14 protein-coding genes are annotated in these 13,854 nt (G+C 71.8%); 10 read left to right on the forward strand and 4 right to left on the reverse strand.

Annotated features, from left to right (window positions below; all coding sequences use genetic code 11):
* Positions 1–52: 52 nt before the first annotated feature.
* The 6 genes from ACQPZW_RS16645 to ACQPZW_RS16670 all read left to right on the forward strand — a co-directional run bounded on the left by ACQPZW_RS16645 (position 53) and on the right by ACQPZW_RS16670 (position 5,863).
* Complete coding sequence (locus tag ACQPZW_RS16645; RefSeq protein WP_433795781.1) at positions 53–682, forward strand: lysophospholipid acyltransferase family protein; 630 nt, start codon at positions 53–55, stop codon at positions 680–682.
* A 149-nt stretch (positions 683–831) separates the two neighbouring features.
* Positions 832–2,370, forward strand: coding sequence for an ABC transporter substrate-binding protein (locus ACQPZW_RS16650; protein WP_433795782.1), 1,539 nt, complete (start codon positions 832–834; stop codon positions 2,368–2,370).
* Complete coding sequence (locus tag ACQPZW_RS16655) at positions 2,367–3,332, forward strand: ABC transporter permease (protein ID WP_433795783.1); 966 nt, start codon at positions 2,367–2,369, stop codon at positions 3,330–3,332. Before ACQPZW_RS16650 ends, ACQPZW_RS16655 begins: the two co-directional genes overlap by 4 nt.
* Positions 3,325–4,164: an ABC transporter permease gene (locus tag ACQPZW_RS16660; RefSeq protein WP_433795784.1), complete on the forward strand. Its 840-nt coding sequence runs from the start codon at positions 3,325–3,327 to the stop codon at positions 4,162–4,164. The genes ACQPZW_RS16655 and ACQPZW_RS16660 overlap by 8 nt, the downstream gene beginning before the upstream one ends.
* Positions 4,116–5,207 carry an ABC transporter ATP-binding protein gene (locus ACQPZW_RS16665; protein WP_433795785.1) on the forward strand — a complete coding sequence of 364 codons (1,092 nt, stop codon included), beginning with the start codon at positions 4,116–4,118 and terminating at the stop codon, positions 5,205–5,207. The genes ACQPZW_RS16660 and ACQPZW_RS16665 overlap by 49 nt, the downstream gene beginning before the upstream one ends.
* On the forward strand, positions 5,204–5,863 hold the full coding sequence (locus ACQPZW_RS16670) for an ABC transporter ATP-binding protein (protein WP_433795786.1): 660 nt from the start codon (positions 5,204–5,206) through the stop codon (positions 5,861–5,863). The genes ACQPZW_RS16665 and ACQPZW_RS16670 overlap by 4 nt, the downstream gene beginning before the upstream one ends.
* A 25-nt stretch (positions 5,864–5,888) precedes the next feature.
* On the opposite strand, the gene ACQPZW_RS16675 is transcribed toward ACQPZW_RS16670, so the two are convergent.
* Positions 5,889–6,587, reverse strand: a complete 699-nt coding sequence (locus ACQPZW_RS16675; RefSeq protein ID WP_433795787.1) for a hypothetical protein — start codon at positions 6,585–6,587, stop codon at positions 5,889–5,891.
* 131 nt (positions 6,588–6,718) lie between these two features.
* On the opposite strand from ACQPZW_RS16675, the gene ACQPZW_RS16680 reads away from it, so the two are divergent.
* Positions 6,719–7,876, forward strand: coding sequence for an NAD(P)/FAD-dependent oxidoreductase (locus ACQPZW_RS16680; protein ID WP_433795788.1), 1,158 nt, complete (start codon positions 6,719–6,721; stop codon positions 7,874–7,876).
* Positions 7,877–8,505: 629 nt separating this feature from the next.
* Complete coding sequence (locus ACQPZW_RS16685; protein ID WP_433795789.1) at positions 8,506–8,931, forward strand: DUF6196 family protein; 426 nt, start codon at positions 8,506–8,508, stop codon at positions 8,929–8,931.
* A gap of 21 nt (positions 8,932–8,952) precedes the next feature.
* On the opposite strand, the gene ACQPZW_RS16690 is transcribed toward ACQPZW_RS16685, so the two are convergent.
* The gene (locus ACQPZW_RS16690) at positions 8,953–9,327 is read right to left on the reverse strand and encodes a nuclear transport factor 2 family protein (RefSeq protein WP_433795790.1); all 375 of its coding nucleotides are present in this window, start codon (positions 9,325–9,327) and stop codon (positions 8,953–8,955) included.
* A gap of 122 nt (positions 9,328–9,449) precedes the next feature.
* On the opposite strand from ACQPZW_RS16690, the gene ACQPZW_RS16695 reads away from it, so the two are divergent.
* Entirely contained in the window at positions 9,450–9,671 is a 222-nt protein-coding gene (locus ACQPZW_RS16695) for a hypothetical protein (protein WP_433795791.1), read from the forward strand.
* 1,076 nt (positions 9,672–10,747) lie between these two features.
* Here ACQPZW_RS16695 and ACQPZW_RS16700 read toward each other — a convergent pair.
* Together ACQPZW_RS16700 and ACQPZW_RS16705 are read right to left on the reverse strand one after the other, a co-directional pair.
* On the reverse strand, positions 10,748–11,623 hold the full coding sequence (locus ACQPZW_RS16700) for an MMPL family transporter (protein WP_433795792.1): 876 nt from the start codon (positions 11,621–11,623) through the stop codon (positions 10,748–10,750).
* A gap of 41 nt (positions 11,624–11,664) precedes the next feature.
* The gene (locus ACQPZW_RS16705; protein ID WP_433795793.1) at positions 11,665–13,176 is read right to left on the reverse strand and encodes an MMPL family transporter; all 1,512 of its coding nucleotides are present in this window, start codon (positions 13,174–13,176) and stop codon (positions 11,665–11,667) included.
* A gap of 96 nt (positions 13,177–13,272) precedes the next feature.
* Here ACQPZW_RS16705 and ACQPZW_RS16710 point away from each other — a divergent pair, with 96 nt between their 5' ends.
* Positions 13,273–13,845, forward strand: coding sequence for a TetR/AcrR family transcriptional regulator (locus tag ACQPZW_RS16710; protein ID WP_433795794.1), 573 nt, complete (start codon positions 13,273–13,275; stop codon positions 13,843–13,845).
* Positions 13,846–13,854 lie beyond the last annotated feature (9 nt).

Below are 13,854 nucleotides of genomic sequence, written 5' to 3' on the forward strand. Positions count from 1 at the left end.
TCCGCGCCGACGACAATGGCATGGGTCAGCGGGGCTCACGGAGAGGGCGGACGTGTACGAACTGGTCAAGAGGGCTGTCCGATTGCGGGTCGAAGGGGCCGAGCACGTGCCGGCCGAGGGGCCGGTGCTGCTGGCGTCGAACCACCTCTCCATCACGGACTCGACGTTCCTGCCGATGGCGGTGGCACGGCACGTCACCTTCATGGCGAAAGCCGAGTACTTCACCGGGCGCGGGCCGTTCGGGCGGTTCGTGTCCTGGTTCATGTCGCGTGACGGGCAGGTCGCCGTGGACCGTGACGACAAGCGGGCCGCGGTCGCGTCGCTGGACACGTGTCTCGACGTGCTGCGCAAGGGCAACGCGTTCGCGATCTATCCGGAGGGCACCCGCTCACCGGACGGGCGGCTCTACCGGGGGCGTACCGGGGTGGCGTGGCTGGCGCTGAAGTCGGGGGCGCCAGTGGTGCCGGTGGCGATGTTCGGCACCGACCGGGTGCTGCCGCCCGGCTCGGTGATCCCGCGGCCGGCGCGGGTGCGGGTCGTCTTCGGCAAGCCGGTGCAGCTCGCGGCGATCGCCAGTGATCCGGAGAGCGCCCGGGAGCGGCGCGCGGCCACCGAGGCGATCATGGCGGCGATCGGCAAGATCTCCGGCCAGGAGTACGTGCCGAAGTACGCCCGGCCCTAGCACGGCGTGAAGGGCGTCCCGGCGGACGGGGCGCCCTTCGGCGTACATCCCTGTGCCCATCTTTGTGTAGTTGCCATGAGTTTGCAATAGAACCGTCGGACTGATCACCGCTTATTGCCATGAATGTGCAACAGCACAAGGATGGCGGCATGCTTCGTCTCCTAGGGACCGCCGCCGTCACCGTGCTGGCCCTCACCGCCTGCTCGGCGCCGGATGCCACCGGGTCCACATCGGCCGGCAGCACCTTCGTCGTCGCCACCTCCGGCGAGCCGGACACCCTCAACCCGATCCTGGGGTACGGCACGGACGGCGCCGCACTGATCTTCGACGGCCTTGTCGCACGGGACGCGAGCAACACCCTGGTCCCGGCCCTCGCCGCCGAGCTGCCCACGGTCGCGGCGGACGGGCGTACCGTCACCGCGAAGCTCCGCCCCGGGATCACCTTCCACGACGGCAGCCCGCTCACCGCCGACGACGTCGTCTTCACCTACACCGCCGTGCTGGACCCGGCCGTCGACTCGACGCTCCGCTCCGACCTGGACATGCTCACCGGGGTCACCGCTCCCGACCCGTCCACCGTCGTCTTCACGCTGAGGTACGCCTACGCCCCGTTCCTGCAGCGGCTCACCCTCGGCATCGTCCCGGCGAAGGCCCTGCGCGGCCAGGACGTCAACAAGTCCACCTTCAACCAGAAGCCGGTCGGGACCGGGCCGTACCGGATCACCTCCTGGACACCCGGCGACCGGCTCGCCCTCGCCGCCAACGACACGTGGTGGGGCGGAAAGCCCGCCAACAGCGGTGTGATCGTCGCGTTCGTCGCCGACGACAACGTCCGCGCCCAGCGGGCCCGCGCCGGCGAGTTCGACGCCGTCGAGCTGGCCCCCAAGCTGGCCACCGCGTTCCCCGGCCACACCGTGCACAGGACGCCGACCGCCGACTACCGCGGCGTCATGCTGCCGATGAGCGACCCGGTCACCGGCGACATCGCGATCCGCAGGGCGCTCAACGCGGCCGTCGACCGGACGGCCATGGTCACCGGTGTGCTCGCCGGAGCCGGCGATGCCGCGTACGGCCCGGTGCCGCCCACCTCGCCGTTCCACGTCGCGACCGAGCCCGTCCCGGTGAGCCTCGACGAGGCCGGATGGGTCGCCGGCGCCGACGGCATCCGGGCCAAGAACGGGCAGCGGGCCGAGTTCACGCTGATGTACCCGGCCACCGACAGCCTCCGCAAGGAACTCGCGCTCGCCGTCACCGCCGACGCGAAGAAGGCCGGCATCGAGGTCCGGCCGGAGGGCCTCACCTGGGACGCGATCGAGCCGCGGATGACGAGCGACGCGCTGATCATGGGATGGGGCACGCCGTACGACCCGGACTTCGTCTCCTACAAGCTGTTCGGCTCGCAGTTCGCCGGGCAGGGCTTCTTCAACCCCGGTGGCTACCGTTCGCCGATCGTCGACCGTGCGCTGCAGGACGGCCGCGACAACGCCGACCCGGCGAAGCGCCAGGCCGCCTACGCCACCTTCCAGCAGCAGCTCGCCGCCGACGCCCCGTGGGTGTTCCTGACCTACCTGCGGCACACCTATGTGGTCCGTGACGACGTCGCCGGGGTCACCCCGCGCGTCGAGGCCCACGAGCACGACGTCGCCAACAGCCTTTGGTGGAACATCCACACCTGGACCCGCCGATGATCAGAGTGATCCGGCGGCGGCTGGCCTTCGCGTTGCCGGTGCTCCTGGCCACCAGCATCGGCATGTTCCTGCTCGGCGCGGCGTCCCCGATCGACCCGGCCAAGCAGTACGCCGGGGCCGCCGCCTTCACCATGAGCGAGGAGAGCCTGCGGCAGATCCGGGAGAACTGGGGCGTCGACGATCCGCTGCCCGTGCAGTACCTCCGCTGGCTCGGCAACCTCCTCCAGGGCGACCTGGGCTGGTCCACGTCCCGTCACGAGGCGGTCGGATCGGTCATCGCCGCCCGGGCCGGATGGACGCTGCTGCTGATCGGCATCACCCTCGCCGTGGTGCTGATCGGCAGCCTGGCCCTCGGCACCGTCGCCGCCTACCGACACGGCGGGCTGCTCGACCGGGGGGTGCGGGCCGCCGCGTACGCCGTCGAGTCGATGCCGGTCTTCTGGATCGCTCTCGCCGCCATCGCCGTGTTCGCGCTGGGCCTCGGCTGGTTCCCGGCCGGCGGCCTGACCGACGTCCGCGCCACCGGTGTCGAGTTCACCGACGTCGCCCACCATCTGGTGCTGCCGGTGACCGTCCTGGCGATCTCCCAGGCCCCATGGTTCGTGCTGTTCGTCCGCGACGCGGTCGCCGAGAGCCTGCGCGAGGACCACGTGCTGGCCGCCCGGGCCCGCGGCCTGGCCGGCCGGACCGTCCTGTTCGGGCACGCCCTGCGCACCGCGCTCCTGCCGTTCCTCACCCTGGTCGGCACCCACCTGCCCGAGCTCGTCGGCGGCTCGGTCCTGGTCGAGACGGTGTTCTCGCTGCCCGGCCTCGGCGCGGTCAGCGTGCAGGCGGCGCTCGGCAGCGACTTCCCGCTGCTGGCCGCGATCACCCTGATCACCACGGCGGTGGTGCTGACCGCCAACCTCCTCACCGACCTGGCCTACACGGCCGCCGACCCCCGGGTGCGCATCGATGGCTGACCTGCTGACCGCGCGGCGGGCACGGGTCTCCGTGCCGCTCGTCGTGCTGCTCGTCGCGGCCGGTGCCGTCCTCCTCGTGCCGCTGATCGCCCCACTCGACCAGAGCGCCGTCGCCCTCGACCGGGTCGCGCTGCCGCCGTCGGCCGCCCACCCGGGCGGCACCGACGACCTCGGCCGTGACGTGCTGCACCGCAGCATCTACGGACTGCGGGTGTCGCTGCTGGTCGGCGTGGTCGCCGCCCTCGCCGCCACGGTGATCGGCGGCGTCGTCGGCGGGCTGGCCGGCCTGCTCGGCGGCTGGGTCGACCGGGTGCTGATGCGCGTCGTCGACACCGTCGCCGCGCTGCCACACCTGCTGCTCGGCATCTTCATCGTGGCGATGCTGCGGCCCAGCCTGGGCGCGGTGATCCTGTCGATCGGCCTCACCCACTGGCTGTCCACCGCCCGGATCGTCCGCTCCGAGCTGCTGTCGCTGCGCACCCGCCCGTTCATCGACGCCGCCATCGCCGGAGGAGCGAGCCGCGCCCGGATCCTCACCCGGCACCTGCTCCCGCACGTGCTCCCGAAGATCGCCCTGGCCACCACCCTGATGATCCCGCACGCGGTCTGGCACGAGACCTCGCTGAGCTTCCTCGGCCTCGGCCTGCCACCGCATCTGGCATCACTGGGCAACATGATCAATGACGGTCAGCGCTCGTTGCTGACCGGCGCCTGGTGGGCGAGCATCGTCCCCGGCGCGGTCATCGTCGTCGTCACCCTCGCCATCGCGGCGCTGGCCGCCCGATGGCGCGACCGTCTCGACCCCCGAGTCCGTGCGGAGCTCAACCTGTGAACCCACTGCTGGCCATCGAGGGCCTCACCGTCCGCTTCCACCTCCGCGACGCGGTCGTCGAGGCTGTGACCGACCTCGATCTGACGGTACGCCCCGGCGAGCTCCTGGCCGTGGTCGGCGAATCCGGGTGCGGCAAGTCGGTGCTGGCCCACGCCCTACTGGGCCTGCTGCCCGCCAACACCACGGTCACCGGCCGAGCCCTGCTCGGTGCGGTCGATGTCCCCGGCGCGGCGGATCCGTCCGGGGCGGTGGATCCCTCTGAGGCGGTGGATCCCTCTGAGGTGGTGGGTCCGCCCGGGGTAGGGGGTCCGTCCGGGGTGGTGGGTCCGTCCCGGGCGGTGGATCTGCTCGGGTGCGGGGAGAGGACGCTGGCCCGGCAGATCCGGGGCCGGCGGGTCGGACTCATCCCGCAGAGTCCCGCCACCGCGCTCACCGCGGTGCGGAAGGGCCGGCGGCTCCTCGCCGAGACGCTCAAGGCACACGGACGCGACCCCGGGCTGGCCGACCGGGTCGCGCTGGAGGCCGGGCTCGACCCGGCGGCCCTGGAACGGTACCCGTTCGAGCTGTCGGGCGGCATGGCGCAGCGACTGGCCACGGCGCTGGCACTGGCCACCGAACCGCCACTGCTGATCGCCGACGAGCCGACCAGTGGACTGGACCGGCCGCTCGTCGACCACACCCTCGACCTGCTCCGGCGCCGCTGCGACGACGGCGCCGCGGTCCTGCTGATCACCCATGACCTCGCCGCGGCCGAACGCGTCGCCGACACCGTCGCCGTCATGTACGCCGGCCGGATCGTCGAGCACCGGCCGGCGGATGATCTGTTTCGGGCGCCGGGTCACCCGTACACTCGAGGGCTCCGGAATGCCCTCCCGAACCGTGAGTTCCGGGCCATCGCCGGCCATCCGCCGATGCTGACCGCGCTCCCGGAGGGATGCGCGTTCGCGCCGCGCTGCGACCGGGTGAGCGAGGCGTGCGCGACCCAGCCGGCCGGGCCGGTCGCCTGCCACCACCCGCTCACCACCGCGGAGGTGCTCGCATGAGCCTCGTCGCCGACGGCGTCAGCGCCGGATACGACGGCCGGCACGTCCTCGACGGCGCCTCCCTGACCATCGAGGCGGGCGAGACGGTCGGCCTTCGCGGTCCGTCCGGCAGTGGCAAGTCCACGCTGGTACGGGTCCTCGCGCTCCTGCACCAGCCGGACGCCGGGCACGTCACCCTCGACGGCGAACGGGTCACCGGAGTCCGCCATCGGGTGCCGGCCGTCGTCCGCACCCGGATCGGTCTGCTGTTCCAGAGCCCGCGCGCCGCGAGCGACCCACGCCTGACCCTCGCCGACCTGATCGCCGAGCCGCTGCACGCCGTCCGGCACCCGCGGGACGCGATCGCCGGCCGTGTCGCCGAGCTCGCCGACCGGACCGGGCTGACCGCCGACCTGCTGGCCCGGCGCCCGCACGCGGTCAGCGACGGCCAACTGCAACGCGCCTGCCTGGCCCGCGCCCTGGCGAACCGTCCTCGCTACCTGTTGTGCGACGAGGCGACCACCATGCTCGACGCCTCCACCCAGGCGCTGGTGGCGGCCGTGATCACCGCCGAGCAGGAGACCACCGGCCTGGGCGTCCTCGTCGTCTCCCACGATCCGGCCCTGCTGTCCCGCTGGCCGGACCGGGTGGTGGACCTGGAGCCCCGCGGTGACTGATGCCCGGGCGGCCGCGCCGGGTGGCTTACTGAAGCTCGCTGAACTTCTTACCGGCGCGCATGTCGCTGATCATCGTGAGGACGCCGGCCGCTCCACCGTGCTCGTCCACCCAGTGGGTCACCACGCACGCCGCCAGCAGGTATTTGCGGTCGGACCCGGCGTCCCCGAACGTCGCCCAGTCCGCGTCGACGATCGGCGCCGCCTCCTCGTAGGGGACGCGGCACCGGTTGCCGCCGTTCGCCGGATCCAGGTAACGGGCGTCGTCGGAGATCAGCACGGCAAGGCCCTCGTCGAACCAGTCCGGCACCGACTCATACACCGAACCGAGCCGTTTGTGCAGCTCGATGTGCGCCAGCTCATGCGTCGCGATCGTCTCGTTCGCCCCGTCCGGTGACAGCCGCAGCGCCCACCGGCCGAACGCCTGCCCCTTCTCCCCGCCGCCACCGATGCTCTGGTAGCACTCCTCGGTGGCACAGATCAGCACCCGGGCATCGGAGGTCCGCTCGCCGTAGAAGCCGCTGATCCGCTGCTCCGCCGTGGTCACGATCCGCTGATAGGCGTCGTCGTCGCGCTCGGCGTAGACGCCCTCGCCCAGGCTGGACAACCCGTAGCATTGCGGGCAGGCGATCGCGGCGATCGACGGGGCCGCGACCGCGGTCGCGCCGATCGCAAGGCCGAGAAGACCGGCCACCAGCCCGGTGATGATCCAGCGACGCTTGGGCATGCGGCCGACAATAGCCCCTCCACCTGTCGAGGCGGACCGGCCGGATGATTCGCCGAACGCGACCCGGGTGGCCCATCGACAGGCGAACCGCGAGCCTCCACTATGGCCTGGAGATCGGCTAGGGGAGATAGATGACGACATACGATGTGATCGTGGTGGGGGCGCGCGTCGCCGGGTCCCCGTTGGCGGCGCTGCTGGCCAAACGCGGATACCGGACTCTGCTGGTGGATCGCGACACGTTCCCCAGTGACACGGTGTCGACCCACGTCCTGCACCCGCCGGGCGTGGCCGCGCTCCGCCGCTGGGGCGTACTGGACCAGGTCATCGCTACCGGTGTGCCGCCGGTCAGGCGGTACACCACGGACTTCGGGCCGGTCACCGTCGGCGGTGCGCCCGGCACACCCGACAACCCTCATGCGTACGCACCCCGCCGCATCCTGCTCGACAAGATCCTCCTGGACGCGGCCGTCGCCGCCGGTGCCGAGTTCCGCGAGGGCTACACGGTCGAGGAGGTGCTGGTCGACGACGACGGCCGGGTCACCGGCATCCGGGGCCTCGACGGAACGGTCGAGCACGCCCGCATCGTGGTCGGCGCCGACGGTCGCAACTCGGTGGTCGCCAAGGCGGTGAACGCGCCCGCCTACGAGGACCATCCGCCGCTCACCGTCGGTTACTACGCCTACTTCAGCAATCTGCCGATGGACGGGACGTTCGAGGCGTACAGCCGGCCCGGCCGCGGCTGGGCGGTCTGCCCCACCAACGACGACCTGACCATGGTCATCGGCGGCTGGCCGCACTCCGAGCTCGCCGAGCACCGCAACGACATCGACGGCACCTTCGCGACGATGTTCGAGACGGCCCCCGCCTGGGCCGACCGCTACCGCGACGCCAAGCAGGAGACCCGCTGGGTCGGCGCGTCGGTGCACAACTACTTCCGCGTGCCACACGGCCCGGGGTGGGCGCTCGTCGGCGACGCCGGCTACTCCCGCGACTACATCACCGCGCAGGGCATCACCGACGCGTTCCTCGACGCCGAGCTGCTCGCCGACGCCATCGCCGACGACGACCTGCCCGGTTACCAGGCCCGCCGCGACGCCCGGGCGATGCCGTTCTACCAGATGACCCTGGGCATCGCGTCCCTCCAGCCGCCGGACGAGCAGACGATCCAGCTGGTCGGCGCGATCGCCGGAGACCAGGAGAAGATGGACGCCTTCACCCGCCTCAACTCCGGCGTCACCTCACCGGCCGAGTTCTTCGCTCCGGAGAACATGGCCCGCCTCTTCGCCTGACCTCGCCCGCCGCCTTGCTCGGCCTAGCCCTGCCTCGCCCTGCCCTGCCTGGCCTCGCCCTGCCTGGCCTCGCCCTGCCTGGCCTCGCCCTGCCTGGCCTCGCCCTGCCCTGCCTGGCCTCGCCCTGCCCTGCCTGGCCTCGCCCTGCCCTGCCTGGCCTCGCCTGGCCTTGCTCGGCGTCGTCTTTTCTTGGCTGGCCTTGGCCGGCCTGGCCGCGCTTGGCCTTGCCTCGCCTATCCGAACGCCCGGCCGCATCCCGCGGTCGGGCGTCCCGGTGGCCGCCTCTAGTCGAGCTTCCGAGGTTGGAGTCTGTGTCCACGTCACCCGCCGGGCGGCAGGTGTGCCCACCTTCACCGCCCCTGTAACGGGCGCCCGAACCCACTCCCGGCACCGGGCGCACTCGGCCGTCCTCGGCCGGAGGGCGCCATTGGCACCCGAACCGCCGACCGGGTACACCTACCGGCACGACAGTCACCGCAACAGCGACCAGCCGCCTTCGGGACCGCCTCCCCGGCGCCGCCTTTCCTCGCCTCTCGATCCGCGCCCCGGTTGCTCGGTTGACGGTCGGCCGCCCGGATGTGGCAGAGACGACTGCGCCGGCGTGCGATGCCGTGCAGGATCACCGCACGGTGAGCATCAGCCGGGAGTCGCCCGAGGAGACGGGGCAGCGTCTGCGCGCGGTCGTCGCGGCCGCGCGGCTACACATCCTCGACGGCGAATGGTCCTTCTTCGAGGCCCCGCTGAGCGAGCCGCCGGCCCTGACGGCCGACCTGCTCGCGGTGGTCCGGGACGACGACCGATGGTCCTGGCTGGCGCCCGCCGGTGCGACCGGGGGCGAGCGCTTCGCCGTCTTCTCCTTCCACTTCCCGCCGGAGATGGACAACAGCGGCTTCGTGGGATGGCTGGCCACCGAGCTCAAACGCCGATTGGGTACGGGCGTGTTCGTCATCTGCGGTCAGAACAGCGACCGTGGTGGCATCTACGACTACTGGGGCTGTCCGGCACAGCTGCGCGCCGAGGCCACCGAAGTGCTCGGGGACCTGCGGGCCGGATAGCGCCGCGGGACCGGGCGGCGGTCAGGCGGGGGAGAGTTGGGCGGCGACGATGCGCCACCCGGTCGTCTCGTCGAACGCCCACGTGCGGGCGTAGCGGAGGCGGGCCGCGAACGGCTCACCGTTGAACGTGCCGGTCACGGCGCACAGGGCGAACGTGGCACCGGTAGAGCCGGCGACCAGGACCTCCAGGTCCTCCTCGACGAGGGTGTCGATCTTCGAGCTGCCGGACCGGTACGCGTCCAGATCGTCATCCTTGCGGAAGCGGGTGCCGTCCGGGCCGATCGCGATCAGGCGGTCGTCGAGCAGCGCGTCCAGCACACCCACGTCGCCGTCGCGCTGGGCCTGCTGCAGGCGGTGCTCGGCGTCGAGCAGCGCGGCCTCGGTAGCGCTCACCATAGCCTCCGTTAAGAGTGTTTCCGCTGGTCCGATGATTGCACCCTACCGCGCGGAACCGACCGAAGATGATCAAGTAGGCTGCCCGCCCGGAAGGTCCACTGTAGACGTCGTATGGAGGAAACGTGGCTATCACCGCCGACCTGTCGAAGGTGCTGGACAAGGCGTACCAGGACAAGAGCCTGGAAGAGATCCTGGACGCCCCGGTCGAGGCCCTGGCCGGCGTGAGCGTGTCCGGGGGCAAGCTGATCCGCGACGCCCTCGGCGTCAAGACCATCGGTGAGCTGGGCCGCAACAAGTACTTCCGCGCCGCCCAGTCCCTCGCCGCCCTGGCCGACGCCCGCTGATCCAACCGGGGGCAGGGCCGTCATCAGGCGGCCCTGCCACCGGCCGGCGAGGTCGTCGGCATCCGATGGCGGGATCGGGGCGGGTCCGACCGACACGCGGATCCCGGGGGCGGAAGCGGCCACCCACCTGACGACTCCGTCCCTGTCCGGGCACATTCCCCGCCCCCGCCCGTCCGCTGGCCCTGCCCGTCCTGCCGGCCCTGCTCGTCCGTCGGGTAGGTGCGCCCGGTGTCCTTGCCCGTCGCCGGCCCTGCTCGTCCGTCGGGTAGGTGCGTCCGGTGTCCTTGCCCCTCCGCCGGCCCTGCCCGTCTGCCGGCCAGGTGCGTCCCGGCGGCCCCGCCCGCCTGTCGGGCAGGTGCGTTCGCCGGCTCTGTTCACCTCGCCGGCCGGGTATGGGTGTGCCGCACGGCTTACCTGAGTGGCTCACGGAGGGATGCGCCCGGCGATCCCGGAACGGGGAGGTCCCGCAGCGGCGTGGGCGGTGTCGGCACGGTGGCCTCCCCTGACGCGGTGACTGAGCCGGAACGAGGAGGTCCCGCAGCGGCGTGGGCGGTGTCGGCACGGTGGCCTCCCCTGACGCGGTGACTGAGCCGGGACGAGGAGGTCCCGCACCGGCGTGGGCGGTGTCGACGCGGTGAGCTCCCCTGACGCGGTGACTGATTCCGAGGCGTGTTTGAAGGTGCTCGGAGAGGCGGCTCGTCGCCGATGGATGCGGTGACCCAGGAGCGCATCGGGGCATCTCGGTGCTGGTGGTTCAGGCCGCAGGGGAAAGCGGATGCATGTCTTAGTGGTGGCGACACGGGCAGGCCGGGGTGGTCGGGGAACGGAAGCGAAGGGAGGACACCGAGGCGTTGGTGAGCCTGGCCGGGGACCGAAGATGACAGTCGTGGGGCCGTAGTCCGCGGTGCTCGCGCTTCCGTTCGGGTGGCGGATCGGGCCGAGCAATCGGCGGTGCCGGTGACCGGGGGCGCCTACCCGCTCAACCTCGGTGGGTTGGCGCCGGTGACTCAGCCGGCCGTGGTCGACGTCTCTGCAGGCCGGGACGTTCCGGAGACGTGACCGTGGGGGATAGGCGTTCAACGGGATGATCCGGCGGGAATACGCTCTCGGCGGCCGGCCGCCGCACGTGGCTTGACGTTGGCGGGCCACCAGTTGGCGTGGCCGGCCAGGCGCATCAGGGCCGGGACCAGGACGGCGCGGATCACGGTGGCGTCGACCAGGATGGCCACGGCGATTCCGACGCCGACCATCTGGAGGTACATGACCTCGCCGGTGGCGTAGAGGGCGAAGGACACGGCCAGGATCGTGGCGGCGGCGGTCACCAGTGGGGCGCTGCGCTGCAGGCCTTCGAGGACCGCTCGGGTGTTGTCGCCGGTGGCGTCGTAGCGCTCTTTGATGCGGGCGAGCAGGAAGACCTCGTAGTCCATGGACAGGCCGTAGGCGACGCAGAACATCAGGATCGGGAATGCCGGGTCCAGGGTGCCGATCGGGGTGAAGCCCAGGGCGTCGGCGAGGAACCCGTTCTGGAAGACCGTCACCAGGACGCCGAACATGACGGCCAGGCTCAGCAGATTGAGGATCGTCGCCTTCACGGGGATGAGCAGGCTGCGGGACATCGCGGACAGGATGACGAACGAGATGGCCAGCAGCACCGCCGCCACCAGTGGAATCCGGTCGGTCAACATGGCCCGGAAGTCGGTGAGCTCAGCCGGGTAGCCGCCGACCAGGACTCCGCCCGGTGGGGCTGGGACCGCGCGGACGGCGGCGACCAGGGCCGGAGTGTCCGTGCCGGCGAGGGCCTCCCGGCTGGGGACGGCTTCGAGCCGGGCGGCGGATGTGGGGACGGTGGAGCCCGGAGCGGCGGAGGTGACCAGGTCGGCGGGGCCGTCACCGGTGCGGACACCGGCGACGAACACTCCGGCAGTGGAATTGACCTGCGCGATCCCTGCCACACCGGACACCGCGGCGGCGTAGGCGGCGACGTCGGCTGAGGTCAGGCTGCCACTCGACGTGTCACCGGGTGGGATGGTGCCGCCTGAAGTGCCACCGGATGAGGTGGTGCCGCCTGAAGTGCCATTGGGTGGGGTGGTGCCGCCTGGAGCGCCATCGGGTGGGGCGGTGCCGCCTGGAGCGCCATTGGGTGGGGTGGTGCCGCCTGGAGCGCCACCGGGTGGGGTGGTGGCGAATGAAGTGTCGGCAGGTGCGACGTTGGGGGCCCTGGTGTCGGAGGAGGGGCCGGCAGGCAGGGTGACTGGCCGCCTGAGGACGATGTGCAGGGCGTCCTGCGGCTCCGTGGGCAGGACCTGGCGCATGACGTCGTAGGTTTGGCGGGTGGTTGCGGTCGTGGGCAGGACCCGGTCGTCGGGCAGACCCAGGCGCAGGCCGAGTGCGGGGCCGCGAGGACGCCGACGACCAGGAGGCCCAGCGCGGTGAACAGCACGGGTCGGCGCATGACGCGGCTGCCGATGCGGAACCAGAATCCAGTCTCGCGCGGGGACGGGCGAGTGCGGCGCTGGGCACGGGGGCCGAGGACGGCGAGGGCGGCGGGCAGGATCGTCAAGGCGCCGACGACAGCCAGGACGACGACCAGGATGCCGGCGTAGGCGAACGATCTGAGGAACGCGAACGGGAACAACAGCAGCGCCGACAGGGAGGCGGCCACGGTCAGGCCGCTGAAGACGACCGTGCGGCCTGCGGTGCGGATCGTGGTGCCGACCGCGGCGGGGACGGGTGCTCCCGCTGCCAGCTCCTCGCGGAAGCGGGCGATCACGAAGAGGCTGTAGTCGATGCCGAGACCGATGCCCATGACGAGGGTGATGTTGGCGGCGAACGTGGCGACTTCGGTGAAGCCGGCCAGGACACGGAGGCCGGCCAGCGTGCCGACGACCGCGAACAGGCCGACGCCCAGGGTGAGCAGGGCCAGCCGGAAGCGCCGGTAGAGAATGAACAGCAGCACGACCATGACCGGCAGGATGAGCACCTCGGCGCGCACGAAGTCGCGGGTGGCCTGCTGGCTGACCTGGCCGGCGACTGCCTCGGCACCGCCCACGGCGACCCGGATCAGGCCGGTGTCCCGTGTGTACGCCGGAAGGATGCGCTCCCGGATGTGCAGGCGAGCGCTGGTGGCGTCGCCGGTGACGTGCGCGAGGATCAGAGCGTGCCGGCCGTCGGCGCTGCGCATCGTCGGGTCGCCGCGGCGCGACCAGTACGACCAGACGTCGGCCACCGCCTCCTCACCGCGCAGTCCGGTGGCCACGTCATCGGCCGCGGCGGCGACGGCCGGATCGTCGATCACGCCGCTGACCAGCAGCACGAGATTGGCGTTGCCGGTGTGGTGGTCGCGCTCGAGCAGCTCCTGCACCTGGACGGACTCGCTGCCGGGCGCCTCCCACCGGCTGAGCACGAGCGTGGTCATCGCCCCCGCGGCGACAACAGCCAGCGCGAGGGTGAGCAGGGCGGCGACCAGCAGGATCAGACGTCGATGACGGAAGAGCACAGGACTCACCCCTGGTAAGCTCCCGGTGAATACGAGCGATCGCTCGTGAAGTGAGAATACGAGCGACCACTCGTATTCGTCAAGCGACGCCCGGGACGGTGCTCATTGGTCAAACGGCAGGCGCGCGGCCGGCAGCGCATCAGCGAGATCCTCGACGCGGCTCTCGCCCTCTTCGCCGAGTCCGGATATGACAGGACGTCGACGAACGCGATCGCCGCCCGGGCCGGCATGTCGCCCGGCTCGCTGTACCAGTACTTTCCGAACAAGGAGGCGATCGCCGACGCGCTGTCCCAGCGGCTGCTCGACGAGCTGCGGGAGGCGCACGCGGCCGCTTTCGACGACACCGCGGTGACCGAGCTGCCGCTGCCCGACGTGGTCTCCCGGGTCGTCGATCCGCTGGTCTTCTTCCACGTGGCCAACCCGGGCGCCAAGGTGCTGATCGGGGAGCGGGGCCAGCCACTGCACGCGGGTGTCACCGACCGGGTGGCGGGGCTGCTGCGAGCCAGATCGCCGCAACTGCCCGACGAGGACGTGCGCCGCAGCTCGACGGTCGCGGTGCAGATCGTCGCCGCGCTGATGGGCGGCATCGTCGCTGCTCCGGAGCCGGAGCGGGCGGCCCTGGTCCGGGAGCTGAAAAAGGCGCTCGCCGGATACCTCGCCGCGTCGGACGGCCTCTAAGCTGTCGCG

The organism is Actinoplanes sp. CA-252034 (genome assembly GCF_050956125.1).
GTDB lineage: Bacteria > Actinomycetota > Actinomycetes > Mycobacteriales > Micromonosporaceae > Actinoplanes.

Bases quoted from the DNA above. Each gene is read 5' to 3' on its own strand.
- ACQPZW_RS16675 (WP_433795787.1), bottom strand. From the start codon at position 6,587: ATGCCCAAGCGTCGCTGGATCATCACCGGGCTGGTGGCCGGTCTTCTC.
- ACQPZW_RS16665 (WP_433795785.1), top strand. From the start codon at position 4,116: ATGGCGCGACCGTCTCGACCCCCGAGTCCGTGCGGAGCTCAACCTGTG.
- ACQPZW_RS16670 (WP_433795786.1), top strand. From the start codon at position 5,204: ATGAGCCTCGTCGCCGACGGCGTCAGCGCCGGATACGACGGCCGGCAC.
- ACQPZW_RS16690 (WP_433795790.1), bottom strand. From the start codon at position 9,327: ATGGTGAGCGCTACCGAGGCCGCGCTGCTCGACGCCGAGCACCGCCTG.
- ACQPZW_RS16650 (WP_433795782.1), top strand. From the start codon at position 832: ATGCTTCGTCTCCTAGGGACCGCCGCCGTCACCGTGCTGGCCCTCACC.
- ACQPZW_RS16655 (WP_433795783.1), top strand. From the start codon at position 2,367: ATGATCAGAGTGATCCGGCGGCGGCTGGCCTTCGCGTTGCCGGTGCTC.
- ACQPZW_RS16680 (WP_433795788.1), top strand. From the start codon at position 6,719: ATGACGACATACGATGTGATCGTGGTGGGGGCGCGCGTCGCCGGGTCC.
- ACQPZW_RS16660 (WP_433795784.1), top strand. From the start codon at position 3,325: ATGGCTGACCTGCTGACCGCGCGGCGGGCACGGGTCTCCGTGCCGCTC.